The organism is Pseudoalteromonas sp. SR41-7 (assembly GCF_014163935.1).
In the GTDB taxonomy this organism is placed as follows: domain Bacteria; phylum Pseudomonadota; class Gammaproteobacteria; order Enterobacterales; family Alteromonadaceae; genus Pseudoalteromonas; species Pseudoalteromonas distincta.
This window is the reverse complement of sequence record NZ_JACJEF010000017.1, coordinates 59,868-86,103: the sequence shown is the minus strand read 5'-3', so window position 1 is coordinate 86,103 and position 26,236 is coordinate 59,868. Positions and strand designations below refer to the sequence as shown.

The window sequence follows — 26,236 nt, the reverse complement described above, 5'->3', positions numbered from 1 at the left end:
CTTTAAAAAGCCCGCTTTAAAGCGGGCTTTTTGTTTCTACCATTCACCTAAATTTAAAGTTACATAAGCTTTGTGATAAATGGCGTTAATTCTGCGCTGAACATCGTCCAGCTTTTCGCGCTTTTGTTTCCCGTCTAATTTGTCATTATCATTTATCGCTTTTTGCATTTTTCGTAATTTAGAGATCATGCGCTGAACTTTAGCAAGCGTTGCTTTAGACTTTAACTTTTTACCATCTTTTTCTATAAGCTCTTGCTGCCTTGCAGTGTCACCCAACTCCATTGCACGTTTATAACTTCCGTAAGCCTGGTTTGCTGCGTCCAAGGCTTCATAAAAATCATTTGCAAATTTGGTGTTGGTTTTCGGTCCACTTCCTTGATAAAAAGCTTTAACTACAGGGTAGCGACTAACCGGTGTTTCTGGTGACTCTTTACCCATAATCTGCCGAGCCACAACGTCACTAGCTCCCAGCACGTAACCGCCAATAGTGCCAGTGTAGCCTTTGATTAAATGCTCTACCTTCTTAGGCGATACACCGAACTGTTGAGCTATCGCTTTTGCGGTATCACTTGTGTAGGCATTGTAACGGTCCTCTGCCTGCTTATTTTCATCTGCCATACCTTCAATTGGTGAGCCCTTGAAGAATGATTTATTTATCATAACCTCTGCTGCCGGTAATACCATTTGTGGTATAGGGTTTAATGCCATTGTATTAAATACAGCATTGGCAACCGCTTTACCTAAATCCTTGTCCGTTTGTGTTCCTGTTCCGTAGTGAAACATGCGCTCTGGTAGCGTGCCGAAAATAATACCAAGCTCAAACGGTTTAGGTATTCTTATATGCTCACCATCTGCGAAAATATGCCAGTTCATATCCTTATCCCAATCCGGCAATTCTTGATAATCTTCATCGTCATCATTCATTGCGGCCAATGCCAGGCTAAACGCTGCAACCTTAATACCTTTCATTGCTAAGTTTGCACTAAGCACTCTCAATACTCGATCATCACTGCTTGCTTTTGCTGCTCTAACTAGCTTACTCATGCCCTGCAAACGTGCATTAAAAAAAGGCAACATATCAATCATGGTGCCAATAAGTTTAAAGTTACCCTTCAAGCTATAATCCATTAAATCCTTACTTTCATACGCTGCTTGCCGTTTACTTTTACCTGCTGCAAGCGCCGCTTCATACGTACTTAGTCGGTTTGCATTTTCTACCTTATCGCTGATCCCTCTGTATTTTTCTAGTAGCTCTGCGCCGCTATTGAGAACGGTATCAAGATAGCCGTCTATTTCATTTGAAGTTAATCCCTTACTGCGAAGTGCCCGCCTTGTTTGCTGCGCTGCTGCTTCAGGATCCGCGCCATGAATATAGCCGCCTTGGAATGCAGCACCGCTAAATATTAAATCGCGATAGGCTTCATCTTCTTTAAATGCTTTTTTAAGTCCTTTTATGCTGTCACTACCAAACGTAAAGCCATCTTTATTGATCATCCAAGCATGCGCCGCATCACGTACAAAGTTTTTAAATATAAAGTCTGGGGATAAGGTTATACCTGCTGTTAAAAACCGTTTTGCGCTTCGCCCCATTCTGTTGAATAAGCTCTGGCTGCCAGCATCATTTATTTGAATTAGCGCTCTTAGTAATGCAGGGTCACTTACCATATAAGCCTGTGCTTTACCGTTACGCATTACCTTTACACGATGTAGTTTATTTAGGTCTTGCTGGCTCAAGTTGGCTATTTCTTCGCTTGCCTCTGCCTGCATATAATCAGTCCCAACAAGATTGTCGGTTACCTCTTGCATAGCTTTATTTTTTAGGGAGGCATCTAGCAACGTGCTTTGACGGGATATTATATTCTCAAGCAAGTCTTTAGTTGATTGCTCACCACCTTTAAGCTCTTTAATTTTAGCTGACTGGCTGGCAATACCTTTACGCATATGCGGCTCTACTATCATGCGTTTAATATCGTCTAGCTCGCCGTTTGTTTCTCCCATATCACGGAAAAACGGTACGTAGTATTCTTCATCAAAGCCACTGCGTTGCGAGCTACTTAATAAACCTGCGCCCTGTGCCACATCAAGAATGGCAGAGTTTACTTTGTTGTATTCATGCCGGGTCTGCTCAAACAGTTCTTCTTTACCATTAGCTAATGCTTTTAATTCATCAATATCAGTTTGGGTTAAGTTGTTTTCTCGCCCTTGCACCTTTAATTTTTCAGCGCGGTTTGCGCCCATCCACGCAAGCCAATTGTTTAGGTCATCTCCTACCATGCCAAACACTTCAAGCAAGCCTTTCGTGTTTTCTTTGCGCTGAATAATGCCATCTTTCCATACTGGTGCACCGTAATTAAATACACCATGCAATACATCCGAAAGACCGCTAGCTAAACGAGCGCTAACATAACCCTGTTTATTAGGATCAGTTACCCCCGCACTCTCCTCCGCTCGCTTAATTCCAGCTAAACCATCAAACACGCCCTCATTTAAGCGCTGCCAAAATGATGAGCTTTTTAGCGTATCAACGGTTTCGCTTGCTTTAGCTTTGGCTTTATCGGCTATGGTTTCACGCGTTTGCTCTTGGAGTCCTAGCTTTTGTTTCGGTGTACGGGTATCTTCTTCGACTATGCGGCTAAATTTTTTATCTGATTGGCTATATGCCAAGCTCGAGCTCTGATTGCTTGATGTTTCACGTTGCGCTTTAAATCCTTTAACTATGCTTTCTAGCATTTCACGCATTGCTGTTATTTCATCATCCTCACGATAAACAACGCCAAGCTTATCAAGTTGTGCACGCACAAAGCGTTTAAGTGCATTCCACCAATATTTAACTTCGCCTTTATTTGGTTCGCTCTCTACAAAGCGGGCAAATATTTCTTCAGCTTTAACGTCCTGGCTTGAATCCCAATAATCGTTGTTTGCATCCTTCCAGTACTTTTCAAATGCCTTGCGGCCTTTAGTTTTTTTAATTCGATCAATAAACTCTTGTTTGGCCTCTTTACCAATAACCGTATCAAGTCCACCATGCGCGATAGTTTCATGCGCCAATGTTTGCCTAAGATCCTGCATGCTTTCAATATTTTCTGCTATCACATAAACAGTTTTACTACTTTCACTGTAAGCTCCTTTTACATTTGAGCCATCTAAGCTCATACGCCATAACTTCTCTGCAGTTTTAGTGTCCTCAATTACATTCGCAGTAATGCCGCTAGCACCTTTTAAACCTTTGATAAACTTATCTGCTATTAATTGCGCCTCATCTGCACTTATTTTTTTGGCATTGCTTGCTTTTTTAGACTTAGAAAATAAACGTATTCCATCGTTGGTATTTTCGTTTTCTATAGTGTCGAACAAGGTCTGGTAAGCAGAGTTTATTTTGTCTTGCTCAGTTTTGTTTGGGTATGGGTAGGTGTTATCTGATTCTAAACCTAGTGACTCCGAAGCAGTCCACGCTTCATCAAACACTACATTTGCAAGGTAATCGTTAGTTATGCCTTGCTGTTTTAATTTATCTATAATGTAAGTTTCAAATGATCGCGCTGTCATTTCGATAGTCGTTGCCCAATAAGCTTTAGAACGTCTGGTGTCTAATTGCTTTGAGCGCTCAGGCAATCCGCTTTGCACGATGGCATTTCTTACATGTTTAAAAGCGTTTGCCATTTCAGGGCGAATTTCATCTGTGGATAGTGTGTATGGCGACTCAGTTATAAACTCCGTATTAGGTCTTTGCTTGCCAAAATAATTATCAAGTGCGTGCCACCATTCGTGCGCTAGAGAACCTGCACCGGCTTTTTTAGTGAGATTAATAACAACGCTGTTTGGTTCGTAATGTGCAGCTGCAGGATTTTTGCCGCCTTTACCTCGCGCACCAAATGCAAGCCCTAGCTTACCGTTTAAACTTAATGCTTTTGGTGGTAAGTCTAATGCTTCAGCTAAATCCATTAGTCCATCGTAAGCTTGGTTTAGATTCTTTTGGCGCTTAGCTTGTTCTACCCAATTACCAAACTCTACACCTCTAAACCCAAACGTTTCACCAAACGTATCAGGCGTTACATTTTCAGCATAGCGTTCTGGCCCTATGCGTTCGGCATTAACCGGCTTACGCATACTAGGTGTTTCTTTTATTTTCTGTAGCGTTTGCTCGACTTCTTGACGGTTATTTTTAAGATATTCTCTGGCGGCAGTTAAATCGTTAAATGATTTTATTTTTAAAACACCGCTTGCACCTTTCCACCCTAGATAAATATCTTTAGTGTATCGGTCACGATAAACACTGATTTTACTTTTTTTACCGTTTGTAGCATTGGAACCATCGGCTTGGTCCGCTTTAATTGCTTTAGTTAGTAATGCCTGTACATTACTTAGTGATTCACTAGCACCATCATAAATAGGGCGCCCATTTCGCTCTATAAAGTAAAACACCTTACTAGGCGAGTATGTTTTACCGCCAAATACAGAGAAACTGCCAGAATTTATACGGTAGCCAGAAACGATTTTTAATGTTTCAGTGTCGGCCTTTGCAATAGAGGGGATCGCGTCAACAATTGCCGATAAGTTTGAGCTGTGATTACGCATTCTTTGCATAACACTTGCTACATCACGCTCACCGCTCATTAAGTCTGATGCAAACGATTTTAGGGTATTAACTTTTTCTGCCCATCTTGCAACCTTACGAGCAACTCGTGGCTTTGACGGTATTTCGCTTCTCATTGCAGCAATTAGCGCTACTGACTCCGCACTAACTCCTTTTTCTACAAGCTCTTTGTAGTTAGGTTCAGGCCATGCCCTGCTTAATGGTAGCTCAGTCGTGCTTTGCTGATCTTGTATTGCCTCACTAAAACCGCCCCATGCATCTTTACGTGCGCCGCCAAGCTTTTCACCAAAGTCATCAATGCTTTCTTGCTTGAGCGTTGCTTGATTGGCTACTGATTGCTGCTCGTTAGTTTCAGGCTCTTGTGCTTTTGGCTCGTCAGTTTTTGTTCTGCCTGAGCTGTTAGGCTTTTCCGTATCGTTAGTTTGTGTTGCGCTTTGCTCTTGTGGCTTTTCAGTTGGCTGATCATCTAGTCCAAATTCTTTGCGCAGTTCTCCGTATGCTTTTCGGTTAATGCTTTCAGGTGTATCGCCATTAAACTCTTGATACGTTTCAAAGGAAGATTCCGCAAGTGCTTTATCAATGGCTAGTTCATAACCTTCTTCTATTTTAGCCATGGCAACATCAATGCCTGGCGAGCCCTTTTTTAGTCCCTGTTTCTTAGCTTCGCTTTGCAGCCACTTGCGCTTAGTGGTTTTTAGTATCGGCGGTAGCTCGGCTTGCTGGTCAGTAGTTGCCGGCTCTTGTTCAGTTAATTTAGCAGTCTCGGCAGTTTCAACGCCTTTTTGCTCAGATTGTTTACCATTATTGCTATTTAATTTACCAGTTGTGGCAAGTTCTTCATTACCAGTGGCATTTAGTTTACCAGCATTGCCTTGCGTTTCAGTGCTGGGCATTTCCTTGGCCAATGGCACTAACTGCTCAATTGGCGCATTTAAGCGGGTTACTTTTACGGTTTCATCTTTTTCGCGGGCGGCTAGCCACTGGTGATGGCCGTCAAGTACATATCCGTCATTCGATACCAATATAGAGCGGTTGCCGCCTTCAAACTCTTTCGCTTGCTTTACTTTCGCTGGCGAAAATTCTTGCTGTGTCGGCTTTAATGAGCTTGCCGGCACTTCATCTTTTTCACTGACTATGTCACGCGCTTTCATAAAATTAACCATAGCGCCGCGATTTTCAGCTTTGATCTGTGGCATTTCTGAACGCGGTATATTTTTGGTGCCGCTCTCCTTGGTAAAAGATTGCCACTCATCATCAAGCATTTCACCTGCTATGCTCTTATCTTCTTCGTCCTTTATTTGTGACGCATCAACGTTTAAAGATAAAGCTTCGCCTTCTTGTTGTTCTAGTTGCGTTTGATCATCTTGCTCATTTTGCGCAACCGTATCAGGGTTTTGAACCGCTGCCGGCTGTTCTAAATCTTGCTTGGTGCCATCATCACCTTTAATCGTCCAGCCAAAGCCATTATCAAAACTAACCGCTTTTGTTTTGTGGCCGGCTCTGCGTGCTGCGCGTGCTTCTTTACTTAGTAGCGCATCGCGTTTCGTTTTAAATGCTTCACCATTTTTAGCAACATTAACGCCGCTTTCGTTACCGGCAAATACAATATCTTTTTGTGGTAATAAATTTTGCGAGTCTTTTCCGGCTTGCTTAACCTGCTCTGCTGCGCGCTGCTTTGGACTGCCATCTTCGCCAAAAATAATATCCTTTTGCTCAATACCTTTAGGCTGCGACTCAAGATCAGCTTGTGCCTGCTCGCGCATTTCACGGCTTTTAGTTTGCTCTGTCGTTGGCAACTTTCCTTGCTCTGGCACTACTTGCTCGTCTATAGGTGCGTTGTCTATGCTTTGCGCATTTTGTGCTTCTGGACTTAATAACTCGCCTTCGTGCTGGTACTTGATTGGGCTAAAGCGATCTTCTGGCGTTGGTGACTTATCAAACGCTGCTGCTTTTACTCGTTCGTCTACAGTAGGTGCGTTATTGCCTGCCTCTAAATCTCTTAAAGACTGCTGAGACGGACTTGTAAGCATATCGCCATACTGACCGGCTGCTTTTGCTGTTTGGTCAAAGCCTGCTTGTCTTGCGGCTGTTGGCGCATCGTAATCAATATCATCACTTTTAAATGCAGGCGTTTCTATATCTTCTGGTATGGTTTGCGCTGGTTCTGCTTCTGTATCCGTTTCTGGCGTTATTGCCGGCTCTGCTGCGGCAGTAAATACGGGATCATCAATACCAAACTTTTCTTTCATTGTGCGCGCAACAATTGCTGACGCTTCAACCTCTGTAAAACCCTGCTTAATAGCTGCGTCATACTGCTGATTTTTAACTGTTTTAATTGCTTCTTCTGGTGATGAACCAGCTTCAACCAACTGATCAGCGCCTTGCTTAACGGCTTCGGCTGTTTTTTGTTGGTAACCCATAGCCTTTAGCGCCGTTTCTGAGCCGGTACGCATAACGCCACCAACCAAGAGGCCACCAACAAAGGCTTCGTCTAGCCCTTCAAATTCATCAATGCTTTTGCCTGCGCCCCATTGCGCCAAAGCTTCTTGGCCTGTTTCTGTTAAGCCTTCGCCTACTGCGCCTTTGAATATGCGCTTAGCAAAACTTGGATCGCGCACAGCGTCAACAAGCTCGCCCTTGCCCATTCGTTTAGCCGTTTCGACTACGCCATCTTTTAAAATGTCTTTACCAAGTTGGCCCATGCTAACTTTGATACCTAAACGCTCAAGTAACATTTGGCCGGCACCGGCTGCCACGGCTTTAACTTCGTCCTTTTCGCCTTCTGGTTGTTTCTCGTATGCTTCGTTAGACAAACCGCCAGCCATACCAAACGCACCAACACCGGTAGCCGCGCCTACCATGTAAGGAATTGAACCTGCAACTAGCTCGCCGGTGTAACTGCCCAAGCTGCCAAGACCATCAATGTCTTTATATGACTTAACTGTTGGTTCGTATTCTTGCTGCTCTTCAACATTGCGATCAATCCCTTTTTGAGCCCATTTAGATAATGTACCGCCCTGACCTACAGTGCGGCCTATTGCGTCTGTTTGCTCTTCTTCTGGCACACCAACGTCAGTAAAGCCCTTAACCGCTCGATAGCCTAGCTCCTGTACTTTATCAACGCCTGCGCCAAATGCTGCAGATAAGCTACCTTCGGCTTTTGGCTTACTTGGTTTTATAAGGCCACGGTTCAGTGCTTCATCATACATGGCTTTATGCTTGCCTTTTAATAGCCCGCGTTCGTTAGCTTCAATTAATAGTTGTAATTTATCTGCCATGTTATTGCGCTCCTAACGCACCGGTAAGTTGTTGTAGTAATTCTTCATCGCTAAGCCCTTCTAGATCAACCCCCTTGTCTGTGCCTTCAACGCTAGATACTTCAACGCCATAAGCTTTTTTCAACTGGTTAACTCTGCTTTCATATAGCTCTGATACTCGCTTTTTAGCCGCCGTGCGTGCTGTCTCGTCTGGATATACCATCACTCCTTCACTTTCTATTTTGGCAAGTGCTTTGGTCATTTCATCTTGAATAGAGTTAAGTTGTTTTTGGTAATCGTTACTGCTTCCACGGCTTGAGCTGGCTTTTGTGCCACGGCCAAAGTTTGCAGCAACTTCGGTCCCCATTTTGTCCCAATATTCCGGGCGCTCTATCATATCTGCCATCATTGCGCGTGTTTTGATGGTGCTAACTAGCTCTTTAGGCGTGTAGGTCATTACAGGATCATCGCCCTCAGACGTTCGGCCCTTAGTCATTGGCTTTACTTTTTTTGAGCCATTTTCATAGGTAACTTGTAACGCCAGGGCTACGCTTCCATCTTCACGTTCTGCCGGCACAAAACCAGCAAACTCAACATTAGCAATTTTTGACTTTACAGCTTCGTCATACTGGCCAATGGACGCTTTTATTTTGTCGCCAAACACGCCATCAAATAGCTTGATGGTTTCAGGGGAGTTGGCTTGTGCCATATTTCCACTTTTAATAACGGTATCAAGCTTTGTGCTTAATCCTTTTACCGCTTCACGATATTCAGGTTTCATGTAAGTACGCGGGTCCATGCCTTTGTTGCGCGAAAGCACATCGTTTAAATCTTCCGGTATTTGGCCTGTTTCTCTGAATGACTGCCACGCTAAAGGTATTGCTGGCTGGTCTTTTTCCCATATATCTTGTTGCGTTTTATAGTTTTGCTCCCACTGCCTTTGTTGCTGGTTAGCTTCTAGTGTTTTATTGCGATATTCACTATTTTGATTAGCTTGGTTTTCACGAAACTTAATGTCCTGCTTGCGGTTTTGAACGCGCTCATTATCAAGCTGAGCTTGTCTATCAAGGCCGTCTTGATAACGCTGATCGTTTCGCTTATCCATATCAGCAAGGCGAGCTTTATTGTCCTTGCGTGCTTGATGGCGTTCCATCATTTCAAAGCCCTTTAACGCCCCGTCTACAAATGCGCCTGCCATACATTACCCCTTAAAGCGAACCCGCAACTAAACCAATAGCACCGCCAATAGCCGCGCCCCAAGGGCCACCAACGGCCCCTATTTCCGCGCCGATCATTGCGCCAGCCATAATACCCGTACCTGTAGCGCTTATCTGTGCGCTTTTCTGCTGCTGGTCTAAGTTTTCGTTAGTCATATCGCGGTTTTGTTCCATATCAGATAGAGATTTAAGCGAGCCTGTAGCCTTATCTTTTGTGCTTTGACCTGCTTGCAGGATTGAATAAGCCATTATTTACCACCTATATCAGCTAGAGACTTAGGCGCGCCGCCTTGCCCCGTTAGAATTGAGTTTTGCAAATCGTCTACTGACTCGCGTGTTTCGTTGTTTACAGAGGCCGTTGTTAGGCTTTTTAATAAACCTGTATTGGCGCTGCTTTGCTTTGTTTCATCTGGCGTTAAACCGTATCGCCCCAAGCGTTGCGACTCGGCCACTTTCGATTGATTGAAAGAAGTGCTTATATTTTTTTCATTGCGAACCATCTGTTCATTTAGCAACTTGTCGCTTGTCGCTAAACCAAATAATTCCTCCTGGACCGGTAAGAAGCGCGTTTTATAATCTTCAAATTGCTGGCGAGTTAGATCGGCTAAGGCGTTTTGATATTTATCGGTTCTAATATCTGTGCTATCAACACTGTAAATATCGTAATCAAATTCTTCTTCCATAGATTTCTCCTATGTAGTCCAGTTGTTAGGGTCGTTATTTGGCGTGCCAGTGATCACGTTATCCATATCAGCAAGGCCAGTATCCGCAGGCAAGTTGCTGTAATAACTACCGGCCGCACCTGCAACCGCGCCAGCCGCACCTAAAATAGAGTCGCTTTGTTGTCTGCTATTGCTTGCATCGTTAAACGCTTTTTGCTGTGAACTTGATGCAATGTCACTGAGTGTTGCTGTCGCTTCCTGTGACTGCCCTTGCCCCATAGCCATAACATTTGCCATCTTGCCTGTGTAACGTTCTTGCCCTGCAACTTGTGAGCGTGATTTTGCATCGCTTGTTACTGACGCTTCGTTGTCGGCCATATCACTAACAACGTTTTTGAACTTGCCGCTATTTGGGTTTATGCCGTTCGCTTCCATGCTAGAAAGTGCGTTATTACTGGCATCTGAAAAGGATTTTTTATAACCAAGATTTGTATTCTCGGCTATGTCATCGTAAACGCTTGCGTCATTGGCTTGCTTTGCTTCGTCAATAACTTGGTTTTCAAACGGCACGATGCTTTCTTGGTAGTAAGCCCATTCTTCGCCGTACACTTTGGCAAGCTCTTTCTCATACTCTGTTTCTTTGACTTCGTTGGACTTACCCATGAATCTTAATCCCCTAAAAAGTGTCGCCACACGGTTAAACCATCACGCACGCCAGCGTGAGCCCAGCCATGTGAGGGAGCTACTTTGTTAAACCCGCGTCTAGCGGTTGCAAATTCGATAAATTGAGCCTTGCCGCATTTAGCAAGTCTAATGATGTGATGTAGGTAACGCTGCGTAGCATTCCCGCCGTGGCATGACGCTACTGTTATCTCGATAAAGGTTTTGTTTTCAATGTGACGAGGCCACAAAATAAAAAAACCATCTGGCACCAAAAACAAAAAAGCCCACTCGTTTGAGCAGGCTTTGTCGATTTCTTGGTATAGGTATGGGTCGTTTGCAATATTACCTATTCGAGTTATTGGCTCTTTAAGCCGATCACGGTGTTTATACCATGACACGCATTGCAGGTGTGACTTTTCCATTGTGATAAAATATTAACCTATTATGGGGGGTTTATCCATTAGGAAAGTGAAGAACCCTTTTTGAATATCTGAAATAAAACGTCTTGAGTTAAGTAAGGTGTTGTTCCTGGATAAATAGTACCTCCAAAACCACCGCCTATAGTTTCAGCGCCTTTATTGCTTATCATTTTAAGTGATAGCTCCCCCGTTATAGAGGTTGGTATAGTTAAAAGTACATCCTCCAATACGCCAGTATCTTTTCTTACCGTTTTTTCTATCAGCTTAGTAGAGCCTTTGTATATTAAAAACCTAAAGTTAGTGTCTGACGCATCCTTGTATGTAATAGTAAACAAAGCTTTTCTCATATACAGCACTCGATCAAAGCTAGCACTTCCAATGTTTAGGGTTGCAATAGTTGTTAATTGATTGGCATCCATTGTTCTAACAGGAAACACTTTTATTGCGCTATCTGTTATATCACCGCTTAAATTCTCCGCATAAACAGTGCCGTAAAAGCTCGCGTTCTGACCAAACAGGGAGTTTATGTACGCCGTATCTATTTGCGCGCTACCAATGGCCCCATTAGCAATATACGTAGTTACATTTGAACTCAATATTTTACTAAGTCCTGCGAATGGTCCAAGCGAAGGTTTGCCGGTTACGCTGTCATAAGCAAGTGAATTTAAGTAGGCTAGCGAGCCTAATGCCGGCTTTCCTGTCACTTCGTTGTAAGACAATGAATTTTTAGAGGCTAGACTTCCAAGTGTAGGCTTTCCGCTCAGATCGTTATAGCCTAGCTCACTTAAAAACGCGAAAGTTCCTAGATTTGGCCTACCGCTAAGTTCGTTATAACCAAGCGAGTCTTTAGAAGCTAAATTACCTAGCCCGGTAACTTTGGATGAAGGTATTGCGCCGGTGGATGACATTACAACGTTGCCGTTATTATCCTTAATAGTAACTGACTCTAGTGTCGCGCTCTTTGCTAGCATGTTTCCACCAGGGTCAATTGAAAAATTACCGCTACGTGCGCCGTTGCTTGGATTGTAATTAATAGACGGTGTTGTGAGTGTTGAACCAACAAGCAAGCGATTTGCAAGCAGATCGTCAGTAACAAGGCTTTTTATAAATGCCTCGTCAATAATTGCAGTATTAATAACTGTTTTGCCTTCCGACACCGCAAAGACAGGTGTTAAGTTAGTAGGATCTTGATCTGTTATTATAGAAAACTTAGCGCCTTTAACTGCGAATATAGGTTCAACACCATCATTAACAAGGCCAAGACTCGTTGTGAGTCCATTTACAGTAGACTTAACACCCCATAATGCACTGTACTCGCCTTGGTTCGTTGCGACTGTCTCGCTTACTGTTTGTAAAGATGAGCGAACCTCGCCCACCTCTGATAGCAATGTCTCCGAAGCCGTTGCTATTGCCTGATTTGATTCCGTTTTTGTTGTGTAGTTGCTAATAAGAAGCGCGCCAATACTATCACCTTCGGGATCTTCGATAAGTGACCTGAGTACGTTCGTTGCCGAACTTATTGCGCTTTCTGTATCCGTTTTTGTGTAATAGTTAAGCTGCAGATCAGCGCCAATGCTATCACCTTCGGGATCTTCAATAGTTGCACGTAGCGCAGTATCAGCACTGGCTATTGCCTCGCCTACCTTTGCGCTAGTTAAGTCGTTATTCAAAAGATCGGCTGAAACGCCTGCAATATCACTATCTAGCTTTTCTATTAGCTCTGCGGTTGTCTCGGTATTGCTAGCAAATACTGTTTGTAACTCATAAAGTGTTGAGTTATTTTCGCCAAGCGCGACATTCAAAACAGTTAATGACTCAGCAAAAGAGCTTTGTTCATTAGCAAAAACATTTTGCCTTTGTATTATATCTGCTTCTGATATGGTCCTTCTTTCTTGCTCCAAGTCGTTAGCTAAAGCGTTTTCTATTACGGCTATAGCGCTTGTTTCATACTCTGCCCTTAATTGCTGGTTTGTTGTTGCGCTTGACTGCTCCGCATCTGCTTTGGTTTCATACTCGTTAAATAAAGTTGCCCCAATACTATTCCCTTGCGGATCTTCAATTTCGCTTTTTAGTATTGTTGTGGCTTGGCTTATCGCTTGATCTGTCTCTACAGAGGTTAAAAAGTTTTCGTAAATATCAGAGGTAGCCCCTTCTATTGCGCTTTGCAGCGTGCTTGTTGCTTGGCTTATGGCGCTTTCTGTATCGACTTTCGTTAGATAATTAACCTCAAGAAATGTCTTGTTTTCATCTACCTTTGTATTTAATTGTAAAATGTCACTTGCTGTTGAGCTGGTCGCGTCAGAGAATGCCGCGCTTAACTGCGTTAATTTTGATTCGCTTTCGAGAAAGTTTGTTTCAATAACCGTGATTGATTGCGCTAACGCCTCTGTTTGGCTGGTTGTAGCCTCTTGGGTCCTTAGTATGCTGGCGGTAACAATTCTTTGTTGGTCTGCCTGCTGATCATTAGCTAGCGCGTTTTCAATAACAGCTTGTGCTAACGGCTCGTTTGCAAGCTCAACTTCACTGCTTAGCTGAAATATAGCTCTTGATACCGCTTCTTCTACGCTGGCCTTTGTGCTGTATTCGTGAAATAGCGTAGCGCCTATGCTGTTACCCATAGGATCTTCAATTTCTGACTTTAGCAATTGAGCCGATGATGTTATTGCGTTATTGGCCTCTACTTTGGTGTAGTAATCTTGCGTGAGTGTCGCGCTTACTTCTTCGTCTATCGTAGATTTAAGCTGCGTTGTTGCCTGGCTAATAGCTGAATTAGTTTCTACCGTAGTGCTGTAATCTTGTTTTATTAGCGAGCCTAAGCTTTCCCCGTCTGGATCTTCTATCTCGCTTTTTAACTGTAGGCCATAAGCTGCTATTGCATTGTCTGTCGCAGTAGATGTGTAATAATCGTTAAATAGCGTAGCACCTACGCTGTCGCCTTCGGGGTTTTCAATTAATGATCTAAGCGTTTGCGTTGCAGCGGCTATCGCTTCGTCTGTAGTCGCTTTGGTGTAGTAGGTATTTGCAATGTCGCCACTTAACGCGGTTCCATTTTCCTCTATCATTACCTGTATGGTTTCTGCTGCAGCGGCTATGGCTTCATTTGCTTCTGTCTTTGTTAAAAACTCGGCTTCTATGCGAGCATTAACATTACCAAGCTTAGATTCAAACTCATAGAGCTTAACTGCGTTAGCTTCCCAATTAAGATCGCCTATAAGTGCGCTTTCGATTAACTGTCTAGCTAATGAGTCCGTATCAAAGTCTAGTGCCTCTACTCTGTCTATCGCATCCTCAGCATCTTGCTTTGCCTGCTCCGTAATAGTATCTAGGCTTTCTATGCGCTCTTGTATGCTGGGAATATCAATTAAATGCTGGTCAACATCGGCGCGCAACGCGTCTATATCTAAATCAAAGTTATCTATGTCGACTTTTAATGCTGGTATTTCATTAAAAGCAACATCTTCAATTAAGTATTCCAGCCCCGGTATTTTATCGACTGCCGTTGATAGAAAATCACTCAAATGCGATTTCTCTATAAGCCCGCCAATTTCACCAAGTATAAGCTCTGCCGACTTCTGTGTTTTAGCGTGCACACCGCTTGCGCCCTGCGTTGGTCCTTTTACATCGGCAATATTTACAAAGCGAACCCAATAGTAATATTCAGCTCCCATATTTACAGTATCGCTAAATACGTCCGCAACTTCTGTCGCTATTAGCGTGGCACTGTTAAATGAGTCTGTTTCGCTGCGCCATATTTCAGCGTAAGCATGGCCTCTATAGGTGGGGTGATCCCAGCTAACGGCTATAAATGTAAAGCCACCTGTGGCCGATAGGTTGACAGGCGCGTGCGGTCTTTCCACGCCACCTGTTGTAATTGGAAGTCCACCATCATTGGTGCCGCCACTCGCATTATTAATAAGTGCTTGGCGCTTCATATCATCAAGATCAACAAGGTCGCTCATTAATAAAGCTCTGTTATTACCTCGCTGGCCTGTTAGCAGCTCTATATTTTCAGTAATAGCGCTACTAGTGGGATCTTGCCGGCCTTTTCTTACTATGCCAGGGAACGTGCCTTTTTTTAATTTTGCCATTAAGCCGCAACCTCTCTCATGGTTGTTGCAATAGAAACGCTGTGTATTGTGCCTTTGCCATAAACCTCAAATGACCACTTATCACCGCGATTAGGTGGCAATCTAAATGCCATGCTGGGTATTTGCCCTGGCGCTAAATGCAATATCTCTACTTCATCGGCGTAAATGCGAACCCCTGAAAGCTCTGTATCGACTCCTTTTACCATTGCACATGCAAAGCTTAGGTCGCTCGCTGAAAAGTCCTTAGATTTCCATTCATAGCTTGTAAGCTCGTTAGACTCACCCCATTTGCTCAAGTCCGCGCCTTGGCAAATATACAGAGTGTCATCAACAAGGCTGTTAAATCCGCAATCAGCTTTGGCCGTAAAGTGTCTAAAATCACCGGTATTCGGATCAAAAATAAACGCCTTGTCTAAGTTGGCTCCATAAAAAGCTAAATAGCGGCCCTCTTGGTGGTACGCCTCTATTGTTTCTGGTTCGTATTTTTGCCACTGTTCACGCGTTATTATCTGGTTAGTTAGCATGGTTAACCCGCCACTGGTTAAACCTATCAAACCGTCAGGGCTTGCATATATGAGCGTGCCGTTTACGATTACCGCTGAGCGTGCGCTTGTGCATGATTGATTAGACTCTAGCTTTTGCCCGGCCATTGCGTCAGGGCTAATACCGCTGAATAAGTAAGGGTAGCCCTTTGTTAATACTGCAAGCGTATTGCCAAGCGCAGCAACGGTTACAATTTCATGCTCGGTTGTTAGCTGGTAACCGCTCGGCCAAGCATAAGGAAGGTATGACTCACTAAAGCAAACAGTGCTATCAAAAAAGCCGGCCAAAATACCGTTTGCCATCGACGTTAAGCCTTTCATGTTTTCGTTCGGCATTTCATAGTCGTAAGTATCAAGCGATGATCCTAGCTCGTCTGTTGGAATATCATCAACAAATTGGTTTTGTGATATTGGTATCTCTGCCACAAATAAATAATCTGCTATGCCTCCGCCGGTTGCCGTTCTGTATATTCTGCGATGCGTAATGTTTGACGCATTTACATTTGGCGGCGATAAAGCAAGCGTTACGTATGTGCCTTCTTCATCCGGGTATCTAATATCAATACGTTGTGACGCTTCGCCCGGCGGTCCTTCTTCACCCTGCTCTGTGACAAACGTGTGCGTGTAGTAGCGTGTTTCATCATCGTTAGGATCTATTTCATCGGTAGCCGCATCGGTAACAATGGCGATTATCGGTACTTCTGGCGATTGAACGCCAAGGCGATAAGCACTAGCCGGCATATTAGAACCGCTAAAAATAGCGTTGTTAGTTACTTTTGGGTAGCCATCACCCGTAAAGTAAACGCGTTGCCAAGGGTCGTTTGCAATTGGGCTCGCAACGGCATTAACTGCTTTATTCCATGAAAACCAATACTGATCTAAGTAATGGTAAATTGTTTTTGCGTTCGAGATCACCGATACGTCTGTCAACTCAGGAAGTCTTAAAGGCGATAGGTTGCCATTATCAAAATGACAACCATAAGCTTTAGATGCTGATTCATTGGGAAGTAATCGCGGATCGATTTTAGGCCGTTCACCGGCAAAAGTTTTTACGGATATTGCAGGCATAGGATTCGCTTATTTTGTAAGTGTTTTTTGAGGAAGGTTTAAAACTTATTCTATGGGTAGACTCATGGCGTAACAGCGCTGAGGTGTAAAGCGCCCTACAAAGTCTAGGTTTACGTAATCAAGACAATACGCTACCAGCTCAGAGCAAAACCACTTATGCGGATCATTCCAAGCACTAAAGTAATGGCCAATAGCACCGCCAAAATCATATTTTTGACCTAAAAGCTCATTCGCATCTGTAGAGTTTCCATTCATCACGCGTATTTCGTGATCAGGGTAGTCGAGCTTGAATTTTTTAAGCGGCTCCTTAATAACGCCCTTAAACGCTTTTGCATGTATAACGTAGTCAATGCCCTGTTCTTTCACAATGACACCGCAATGATGCCACTGTGACCATGTAACCAACTTTATCAGCAAGCTAAGCGGCAAGTTGTTAGTGCAAAAAATCACTCGCATGTTAAGCACTCCAATCTAAGCTATCGATAAAATTCTTTATTTCGGTTTCATCGTTTAACTCGTCAAGCGTATCTTTAAAGTGGCGTGCTTTATAGACTAAAAACTTTTTACGGTTCGCGATAGCTAGACCAAGGCCGCGCATATCTTCTGCGGTCATTTCAATTTCTTGGTTGTCGCGAGTAAGCCAAATGGTGTCGCTACCTGTAACCAATGCGCCCATAATATCCTCACGCGATTGCGCACCCGCTTGGAATGTATAACCGTTGTACCCAATATCTGCGTCATTCAACGCATCGCGAGTGGCGTTAATTCTTTCTTTAGCGCTCTGCTTTTGCTCTAAAAGCAAATGGCCCGCGTCTATCGTTATAGCGCCTTTCTCTACCTGATCTTTGAGCTTGGCCCATATATCGACTATTTCATCTTTGTACTTTTGCTGTTCTTCAAAAACGTCTTGCTCTTCAAAAATAGGATGGTTCTCAATAACATCTTCAAATAGAGGTTCGTCACCCTCGCCTAACACTTGATTTCCTTCTTCATCAAGTACAGGCGTTTCACCAACCTTTACGCTTTCAGTGCCAACCTGCACTTGCTTAGTACCTACCTTTACTTGCTCTGTGCCATCGGGTACTTGAATTGTTGAGGCCATACCCTCACGCAAAAAACCACTGTGGGTTGCATTGCCATCGTTATAAATCCAACTAACTGATCCGTCATCGTTTTGCTTATATTTATCGACTAGCAAAAAATCGTTGTCGTTTATAAATTTTAGCATTATGGGTTTACCTCTATTGTAGCGCCTGCGGTTTCAGCAGCTAGTTCGTAAGTTATATCCCCGCCGAAAGTAAGAAGCGTAGGATCGACATTGCTGATTCTTACTTTTAACCTCTTACTTGAGGTTAAACTCTCCATAGATAAATCGGAGGTTGATATCCCTGTTATAATGTCAACACCATTTTGATTGACAATTTTAAAAGTCCCTGTACATGTTATTGAAGATGGGGGGAATCTATAACCTGATATGTCTTTAACCATATAAAGTGTGGTTGTATTTCTGTAGGCAATTTGACCCAATTGATCCCCAACATTTTCACCTTTTAAAGTAGTGAAATTAGTGTTGCCGCTGTGGTAGATTTCCTGCCAATCGCTAACCACCTCCCCTTGGATCCTTCTGAAGAGCATCTTATCCTGTGTTATAGCTGTATAAACTTGGATCATATCAGGTGATCCATACCTAGATACTTCTAGAACTCCGAAAGAAGAAACCCCCGCAGGTAGTGTAATTGGGGATGAACTAGTTATCCTGTGGATACCAGAGTAAACTTCATTTGAATCATAGTTTAAAGTATTGGAAAAAGGGGGAGCTTCTTTACCAGATATTCCGAAATCTCCAACCTTAAGCAACCTTCCTGTTGTTGTATCTGTATTGCTTGTTGTCACATCCCTTGTTGCTGCGGTTCCTGTTAACTCTTGTATTTTATTAACCGTCTTAACAACGTGAGCAATTCCATGACTATCAGTAAGCGTTGCTGTTTCATCTTCTGAGGTTAGCCAGTTACGCAATTCATCTAAAAACAATTGCTTTTGGTTAAACTGTACGGCTATTTGGCCGGCTATGCGTGTAAGTATGGTTCCCGAAGTATTTCTTAGGATTGCATATTCAACATCGCTTGCTGTTGCGCCTTCAAAGCCACGATCTAGTGTAATGCTCGTATCGTCATTTACAGATATAACCTCATACCAGGTCTTTGCGTCGATGGTGAACGCATCACCAATAGCGATTGCAATTACATCGTTTTGCCAATTACTGCCAACACCTACAATAGCTGCGCTACCATTTGTTACATTTACTGTTCCTACGCGATACCACGCGCCTGCGCTTGCTGCCATGTTACTGCCCCTTCTCTTGCGCCATCATTGCAACGTCTGCTTGGCTTTTCTCGCCTAGCTGACTTTTAAATGCGTTCATGTGCATTTGGCTCTTATTCGGATTGGCCGCATATTCAGCATCTTTCATGTATGAGCGGTATAAAATCCATTCAATGATCGCGTTAACGTAAATATCATCTAATGCAATGACTTCGCCCGCTTCATTATCTGCCAAGCTAATAGCCGGTGGCGCTTTTGAATAAACAAGCGTTAGCTTTACGTTTTCTATAACGCCTGGGTAAACATAAAACGTTTTGGGGTTGCGCTCGTCATAGATATACAACTCAACTTCGCTTGCTTCTTTACCCGCATACCATGTGTCGTAGTTATCATCTAAAACTTGGCGATTGTATGGCCCGCGTATTGCACGCCCCGACTCATTGCGAGTCACATCAATAAGTTTTAATGCGTCAACCGGCAAAAACTGCTTAGTACCTTCTACACACGCAAAATCATCGGTGTCTACAGTGAAAGAGTCAGGACGGCGCAATACAATTGCACGCTGCGCGTCATTTAGATAATTAAGCAATTCTTCTTTGGTCCAACGTGTAAAGTTAGGATCGTTAAGGAGCTTATTAACCCGCATTAAAATTTCATTTGAGGAAACAATAGCCATTAGTAAAACACTCTTTGTTGTGTAGGTCTTTGCTCGTCTAGTGCCTCGATAGCAACTTGAAAAGCATCGCGGTAGCCATCGGTAAAACGGCGTTTAAAGTAATCAGACTTTGCCAGATCAGTCCATGCAGTATTAGGCATCATCAACAACGTTGACGCGGCACCATCTGCAATAGCATCTGCCCACCGATTAACGATGGTATTATCAGCATCAAAGTCATTAGGTAGCATGAATTGCGGGGCGATATGGTAAAACACACGTACTTTAGGTGTCGTGTTGATCACGGTTACTGTGCCATTTGACGATACCAAGTAGTCATCTGAGCTTTTTAGCTCGCTACCATTACCATCTAAAATAAAATCAACACTCACAAATACGTGATTATCATCAATGTTAAGTTCCCCGCTTTGCCCTTTCTCAATTTCTTGAGTGCGAGCTAAAAAACGAGACTCATAACAAAATTTTTGATAGGCGCGACCTAGCTGGTCTTTCGCCATTTGGTCAAGAACGCCCCCGCAGCGTTCGCGAACTAACGGGATCAAGCTAGATAATTGCGCCATGATTATTCGCCCTGGTCTGTATCTTCGTCAGCAACAGAAGCGCGGAACGCATCACGTACTTTTTTGCAGTATGCTGGTACTGGCTTTTTAGCACCTTCAATAGTTAAGTCGTGCGCTTCAACGAATGTACTAAGTTGATTTGAGCTGTACTTACCTAAGTCGATTTCTTCGCCATCAACGATGATTAACATGCTTGCATCAAGCGCTTCTTGCTTTTCAGCTTCTTCGCGTGCAATGCGTTCTTTTTCGGCCTGTTCTGCTAAGAGCTTTTGGCGCTCTACATAGGCTTTAGCATCTTTTTCAGCAACCCAAACTTCGTTAAAGTCTAAAAAACGCTGAACAAGCTCAGAAGGTACGGCCGTTGGCTCGCCTTGCTTGAAAATAGTACGGGTATTACATACGGTGTCTTTTTTAAAAGGCTTCTTACCGATATAAACGATATTTGTTGTATTGCTCATGGATATTCCCCAATAAAAAAGCCCCGCAATTAGCGAGGCTTGATTTAAACGTGTATCGAAAAGGCTTAGTAACCTTTGTAGCGGTACTCTAGTTGAAGTACAGCTTCGCCGGTTGCCGCAGAAGAACCCGTATTTTTAACAACTAAGTCGCTTGGACCTTCATCACCAATATAAACAGGCTTTATAAATTCGCCTGCATTACCAGCGCTAGCAGTATTAAAAGCGGCTAAGTCCTTTACACCACCTGAATGATCAGCAACCTGAACTGTTAGCTCAGTACCAGTGCCTAGCGCTTCGTTAATAATACGAACGCCAGTGACTTGAGTGCCAATAGGCAAGCTTTCTGAGGCAATAGCTGTAGCATCAACTGCTAAAGCAGTAAGTGAAACAGTTACTACGTGTAGCGATAGGTTACCGGCGGCACCTTTATAAAATGTTTCTTTCATAATTTTATCCAATTACTAAAAATTAAAGTGAAAGCCGGATTACTCCGGCATAAAGGCTTACTGTAGAGATACAGCCGTATCAATTACCATCGTGCCGTAATCGTTTACGCGACCTGTTTTGTCAGAGAAGCGTACTTTCTTACAACCATTCATCCATACGATAGCTGTTTCGTTCGCGTTGCCGTGGTCGGTTTTCTCTGTAGTCATAGAGAAGTGCGAGCCTGAATCAGACTTACCGTAAGCATTCGCAAGCGCTTGACCACCAAGAAGGATTGCACGTTCGATAGTTGTACCCGCTTCAACAATTTTAGTTGTCGCTAACTTATCGTTGTTCGATACAGTCACTTGATCACCTGCATAGAAACGTACAGGTTTGCGGTATTGACGCACAAGAATATTACGCCACATGATCACATCGCCTTTGAATACAGGATGATTAAAGCCTTGGCCGCGTTTCATTGCGCGAGATTGAAGCTCTTGTAACTTTTTATCAGTCGCAGAAGCATAAAGGTCACGCCATTGGCGCGGACTAACGAATAACAAGAAGAACGGCGACTCGTTAGCCATTTGGTCAGCTTCAAAGCTAATGTGCTTCATTGGATTAGCTTGCTCTTCCAAAATAAGCGCTAAGTCGTCCAGCTTTTCAAGCGTCATAATATCCGCAGCATCAATCGTTTCAAAGCTAGTCGCATCACCACCAAACTGGTGACGGTCATACGTTGGAGCCATCACATCGTTAACCATAATTTCTTTAAATTCTTCATGGTTTTCAAGTGGAATGATGATGTCATCAGGAGCAAATGAACCGCGCGCACCGGCCAGGTGATACATAGCAACTTCATCTTTAAGATCGTTGTAGTAGTTACCTAGCAACGTTTTAGCTGTGCTAAGCAAGTTGTGCTTAGTACGCTTTTGCGACATTTTACCGCCGCTATCAACCATCTTACGACCTTGATCAATACGCAATTCAAATACTGTTTTGCTCAAGCTTTCGCCACGGCCTTCCAGTTTTTTATCGCCCATTGTTGGTAAACCGCTTAGGTTGTGGAATAAATCCATTTCAACCGAATCACCGGCTTGGCTTTGCAAGTCGTTGATCATAACCACTGGCGCGCCCTTTTCAGTTTGCTTTTTGCCGTGGGCCATATCAGCTTTAGCCGCTTTTGGTGCAGAGCCGGTTAACATGTTCACGAACGTATTTTGACGGCGTGTATGTGTAAACAGGGCAGCGCCAAACGCTTTTGCCGCTTGTGCTTTTGTAATTGTGCTCATTTTAATTTCCTAGAGAAAATCTGACGCGCTTTCAAGCATCGCTTCAATTTGCGCTTCGGTCATACCTTCCATTTCTGCTGTGATAGTCGCAGCATCTTTGCCCAGTAAGTTTGCGTTAGCGCTCAGATCGCTGGCTTGTGTGCCTACGTCAGTGGGGGTATTTGGGATTGGTGCAGAGTTTGCGTTGCTTGGCTTAGGCTTGTGCTGTTCACCAAAGGCGCTTTTTACGCGCTTTTCAACTTCTTTAAATCGCTCTGCTACAGATTTGTTTGCAAACGATGGGTCTTTTGCGAGCTTGTCATCAATAACCTTTGCCATATCCCACTTATCAACGTCACTTTCCATCCACTGTTTTAAGTGCTGTGAATTAGAAAACGCGTCTTGCACTTCATTTTGTGAAGTAGGTTGCTGTGGTACTGGCTGGTTTTTGGTGCCGTATTGCTGAATTTGGTTAGCAAGTTCACTAACTAATTCGCCTAGCTCTGGGTATTCGTCCTTTATGCGTTCCATTAGCTCAGGATCTTTAAGCATTTCACCTGGTAGTTTGCGCGGATCTATTCCAGCCTCTTTAAGTTGGCTGCTATGTAGCTCGGCTACACGTTTAGACTCTGCAAACTGGCTTTCAAGTTCTGCTTTTTCGGTGGCTAGTCTTTCGCGTTCGGCTTCGGCTGCTGCTGCGCGCTCTCGCGTTTGCACAAGTACGTCATACGGTAAACTGTGCTGACCGTTCTTGCTGCTTATATCCGTTGCTTCTACGTAATACTTACCGTCAATTTCAACAAAACCTTCTGGTGCTTCACCTTCTTTGGTTGACGACTCCCCTTCTACGTCTGTTTTAGCTGGTGTTTCGCTTGTTTCCTGCTTTGGCTCTGCCGCTGGTGTTTCTTGTTTGATTTCTACTACAGGCTCTTTTTCGCCATCTTCGCCACCAAACAACGTATCACCATCAATATCAAGACCAGCTAGTGCCGCCTCAATTTCTTCGTCAGTGCCGTTTGCTAATATCTCGTCTAGTTCGTCCACTTTATTACCCCATCGACCATTTAACGTATGGTTACGAAAATTAAAATTTAGGCGTATCGCTGCCCTTGCGAATTTGTGCATCGCACAAAAAAGCCGCCTTGATTTCTCAAAGCGGCTTCATTTCTGCGTAGTACGTGTTTTTTTTATTTAGCCTGCGTGAATGGCTTGTTTGACAATAGCGCTAAAAATATGGTCTTTAGCTTGTTGCTCTGCTGGTAGGTGATGGAATGGCACCATGCATGGATGCTCTTTTTTCTTTGCATCTTTCACCTTGCCATACTTCCAACCAGCAACCACTTTTTCAGTCATCCAGCTATCGTGAGAAGCGCTTGCCGGCGCATCAGGGTTCAAAATATGGAATGCTACGCCCTTGATGGCTGAATCAATTTGCCATTGTGGTGCCATTTCCCAACTTGGCTGATCTTCTCGCAGTGCTGCGCAGTATGCGCGGTTAACTTCGTGACACATTTTAGCAATGGCTTTAACTTGGCCCATATGCTCTTGCGGTATACCAAGTTCGTTATCACCACCTACATCAGCAAATTCAATTTTGTTATAGCCTTCTTCAAATACTTGCTTAGGGCTTATTGATACATAGTCATTTTCATACAGCACAATATAATCGCCGGCTACTGGTGTGTAGCGTGCTATTAGCGCCTGGCTAGCAAGGTAAGGTAAATCAATGTCAGTTCCAGGTATGCCAATAATTAAGGAAAGATCAAGTTGTCCGTCCACTGTAGCTACCGATTTAATCTCAGCGGCTTGAACCACTTTAAAGCACTGGTACTCGGCCATTACTTCGCGTATGTGGACTGTTGCGCCATCATCACCACAAAGCAATACGTTAATAACTTCTTTTGTTTCGCTCATTGCTACACCTGTATTGCGTCTAGTTGCTGTTGAATGTTTGCTTGTACGTTTGATTTCATTGCCGCTATTTCAGCATTGCTTCTGCGTACTTCACTTAAAATCTTTTCAGTTTCAGCTATCAACTTGTCGTCTTTAACTTCTTCTGTTTCAGTTTTCTTCTGTAATTCAATAATTTTTACTTTTAGCTGTTCTCGCTCAAGAGTTAGCTTTTCAAGATTGCCTTGAATTTCTTGCATTTGTAGCTGTTCCATTGCCTGTGCTTTTTCAGCTTGGGCTTTTGCTTGTGCAAGTTCTTCTTCGCTCATATCTTCTTGAGGTTTAGGAATGTTTAACGCCTGGCGTAGAGTAGCTAAAAATTCCTCTTTATTCGGTAGGTCCATTAGTTCAACGAACATAGGCATTGTCGCTGCTTGTGCTTCTGGCGGTATTTGCGCCATTACATTGCTTAATAGCGTTGCTTGTTGTTGGCGATACGTTGGCGTAGCTTTAACCGGTGCTAATGCTAAGTGGCCTTTCCATCGTGCAACATCGTTATTGCGCTTGCCTTCTTCGTTTGGCTGATTAAGTACAATTTGCTTGCGCTTGGCCTTGTCATTACGGTTAACGGTTACCGGTATGTTGTTTTGAGGCTTTAACGCTTCGATAATGTAAGCAAGAAGAAGATCACCCACTCTGTTACGTGAGAAATGAAAGTTATCATTTAATTCAGCAAGTGTTGTTGTGCCTTGCTCAACCAAGTTTGAAATAGCAACACCGCTTGTCGCGTTACTGTCTTGCCCTAACATGGAATTATAAACGCCGGCTGTATCCTGAATTAACTTCATATCGTTTTGCATGAGGTTAAATTGCTGCGCTGCTATGCCTACATCGTTTTGAATGCTTAACGCGTCAGAGGCTTTTAGTTTATTTTTACGCTCCGGGTTTAATGGTATATAACCGTCCGGCTTTTCAACTTCTTCTTTTAATCTGTCATTACTTAATTGTGTCGCATCTTCATCGGCAACAATTCTACGTGCTTGCAGTAAGTAGTTAAGGCGTATAATACGCGCATTAATACCGTCTTGCGCTGGCACCATTCGACTAATAAGGCCGTAAGGTTCACCGCTTGCATCTTTTTGGTAACCAATGAAAGGCACTAAGTTATACATGCCGCCCGGTGCTTCACTAGGTCTGTCGATAATGCGATGAGGACCAACAAACCACGCTTCACGAACGTTAGGGAAAGAGGCGTATTCTAGTTGTACTTTACCGCTTTGCACTGCCGCTTGGTGTATTTGATTCGTTTTATCGTATTCAATAATGCGCCCGTCACTCATTTTAATAACGTGTGCACGCTTCCATACTTTGTAGTAGATAACCTGCAGTAATACGCGGTTACGAGTTTGGTCTAGCCACTCGCTTTGTCCGCGTGTCCAACTTTGACTGTCGTGCCATGCTGAATGTAACGCGTGTTCTTCTACATGCTCTTTATCAACTGTGTTGTAAAAATCTTCCCACAAATTAACTGAGTTTTTTAAAATCTCTTTGTGATCAGGGAAAGTTGCAAGCGCTTCGTCCAGATCCATCCATTTTTTACGTAGCATCCAACGTGCATCGCTGCGATCTGCTTCTTGTGCGTTCCAATCCCACCACACTTCGCGGCGGTGAATAAACTTAACACGATAAGGTGCGGCAAAAGGAATGGGGTTTTTTGTGACTTCTACCCAGCCAATGCCGGCTTTTAATTGACTAGCATACGCATCTGAACAAGCACGATCAGCATGAGATAAACGCCAAGCGTCCTTAAACTTCTCATTTAGGCCTTTTGCTAGTTCTTCGCCGTTTTCATCATCGGCCACAATCATTAAATCAGAGCGTGAGCGAGCTTCTAAACCAAGTACGCCATCAATAGTAGGCCCAATCATGTTGTGCACTATTTCTGGTTGACCTCTGCGTCTAAGTACCGCTCTTATATCCTCAGACAATTGATCGCCATCATAATAAGCGCAAGCCTTAGTTGCTGGTGTGCGCCAATCCGGTTGACTATCTATATCGCCTAGTAGCGTTAACAGCTTATCTAGCGTAAAGCCGTCTTTATTTGATTTTACGTGATCAGCCAT

Annotated in this window: 19 protein-coding genes; all 19 read right to left on the bottom strand. The window is 43.5% G+C overall.

Going from position 1 to position 26,236, the window contains the following annotated elements; genetic code table 11:
- Positions 1-36: 36 nt before the first annotated feature.
- The 19 genes from H5092_RS17920 to H5092_RS17830 all read right to left on the bottom strand — a co-directional run bounded on the left by H5092_RS17920 (position 37) and on the right by H5092_RS17830 (position 26,236).
- Entirely contained in the window at positions 37-7,872 is a 7,836-nt protein-coding gene (locus H5092_RS17920) for an LPD38 domain-containing protein (protein WP_182734427.1), read from the bottom strand.
- 1 nt (position 7,873) lies between these two features.
- On the bottom strand, positions 7,874-9,049 hold the full coding sequence (locus H5092_RS17915) for a hypothetical protein (protein WP_182734425.1): 1,176 nt from the start codon (positions 9,047-9,049) through the stop codon (positions 7,874-7,876).
- Between the two features lie 10 nt (positions 9,050-9,059).
- Positions 9,060-9,317, bottom strand: a complete 258-nt coding sequence (locus H5092_RS17910) for a bacteriocin (protein ID WP_182734423.1) — start codon at positions 9,315-9,317, stop codon at positions 9,060-9,062.
- Positions 9,317-9,751: a hypothetical protein gene (locus H5092_RS17905; protein ID WP_182734421.1), complete on the bottom strand. Its 435-nt coding sequence runs from the start codon at positions 9,749-9,751 to the stop codon at positions 9,317-9,319. The genes H5092_RS17910 and H5092_RS17905 overlap by 1 nt, the downstream gene beginning before the upstream one ends.
- A gap of 9 nt (positions 9,752-9,760) precedes the next feature.
- On the bottom strand, positions 9,761-10,393 hold the full coding sequence (locus tag H5092_RS17900; RefSeq protein WP_182734419.1) for a hypothetical protein: 633 nt from the start codon (positions 10,391-10,393) through the stop codon (positions 9,761-9,763).
- Positions 10,394-10,398: 5 nt separating this feature from the next.
- The gene (locus H5092_RS17895) at positions 10,399-10,815 is read right to left on the bottom strand and encodes a hypothetical protein (protein WP_182734416.1); all 417 of its coding nucleotides are present in this window, start codon (positions 10,813-10,815) and stop codon (positions 10,399-10,401) included.
- A 38-nt stretch (positions 10,816-10,853) separates the two neighbouring features.
- On the bottom strand, positions 10,854-14,900 hold the full coding sequence (locus H5092_RS17890; RefSeq protein WP_182734414.1) for a DUF1983 domain-containing protein: 4,047 nt from the start codon (positions 14,898-14,900) through the stop codon (positions 10,854-10,856).
- On the bottom strand, positions 14,900-16,510 hold the full coding sequence (locus H5092_RS17885; RefSeq protein ID WP_182734412.1) for a hypothetical protein: 1,611 nt from the start codon (positions 16,508-16,510) through the stop codon (positions 14,900-14,902). Before H5092_RS17885 ends, H5092_RS17890 begins: the two co-directional genes overlap by 1 nt.
- A gap of 45 nt (positions 16,511-16,555) precedes the next feature.
- Positions 16,556-16,966 (bottom strand): YiiX/YebB-like N1pC/P60 family cysteine hydrolase, encoded by a 411-nt coding sequence (locus H5092_RS17880; RefSeq protein WP_182734411.1) that lies wholly within the window; start codon positions 16,964-16,966, stop codon positions 16,556-16,558.
- A 1-nt stretch (position 16,967) separates the two neighbouring features.
- On the bottom strand, positions 16,968-17,738 hold the full coding sequence (locus H5092_RS17875) for a DUF4376 domain-containing protein (RefSeq protein ID WP_182734409.1): 771 nt from the start codon (positions 17,736-17,738) through the stop codon (positions 16,968-16,970).
- Complete coding sequence (locus H5092_RS17870; RefSeq protein WP_182734407.1) at positions 17,738-18,853, bottom strand: pyocin knob domain-containing protein; 1,116 nt, start codon at positions 18,851-18,853, stop codon at positions 17,738-17,740. Before H5092_RS17870 ends, H5092_RS17875 begins: the two co-directional genes overlap by 1 nt.
- A gap of 1 nt (position 18,854) precedes the next feature.
- Positions 18,855-19,508, bottom strand: coding sequence for a DUF6682 family protein (locus tag H5092_RS17865; protein WP_182734404.1), 654 nt, complete (start codon positions 19,506-19,508; stop codon positions 18,855-18,857).
- Complete coding sequence (locus tag H5092_RS17860; RefSeq protein WP_182734402.1) at positions 19,508-20,068, bottom strand: hypothetical protein; 561 nt, start codon at positions 20,066-20,068, stop codon at positions 19,508-19,510. Before H5092_RS17860 ends, H5092_RS17865 begins: the two co-directional genes overlap by 1 nt.
- 2 nt (positions 20,069-20,070) lie before the next feature.
- Positions 20,071-20,526 (bottom strand): hypothetical protein, encoded by a 456-nt coding sequence (locus tag H5092_RS17855; RefSeq protein ID WP_182734400.1) that lies wholly within the window; start codon positions 20,524-20,526, stop codon positions 20,071-20,073.
- A 65-nt stretch (positions 20,527-20,591) separates the two neighbouring features.
- The gene (locus tag H5092_RS17850) at positions 20,592-20,972 is read right to left on the bottom strand and encodes a hypothetical protein (RefSeq protein ID WP_182734398.1); all 381 of its coding nucleotides are present in this window, start codon (positions 20,970-20,972) and stop codon (positions 20,592-20,594) included.
- A 57-nt stretch (positions 20,973-21,029) separates the two neighbouring features.
- Positions 21,030-22,244 (bottom strand): N4-gp56 family major capsid protein, encoded by a 1,215-nt coding sequence (locus tag H5092_RS17845; protein WP_182734396.1) that lies wholly within the window; start codon positions 22,242-22,244, stop codon positions 21,030-21,032.
- Positions 22,245-22,253: 9 nt separating this feature from the next.
- Positions 22,254-23,267: a hypothetical protein gene (locus H5092_RS17840; protein ID WP_182734394.1), complete on the bottom strand. Its 1,014-nt coding sequence runs from the start codon at positions 23,265-23,267 to the stop codon at positions 22,254-22,256.
- 147 nt (positions 23,268-23,414) lie between these two features.
- Positions 23,415-24,137 (bottom strand): RyR domain-containing protein, encoded by a 723-nt coding sequence (locus H5092_RS20540; protein ID WP_220492558.1) that lies wholly within the window; start codon positions 24,135-24,137, stop codon positions 23,415-23,417.
- 2 nt (positions 24,138-24,139) lie between these two features.
- Complete coding sequence (locus H5092_RS17830) at positions 24,140-26,236, bottom strand: portal protein (RefSeq protein ID WP_182734392.1); 2,097 nt, start codon at positions 26,234-26,236, stop codon at positions 24,140-24,142.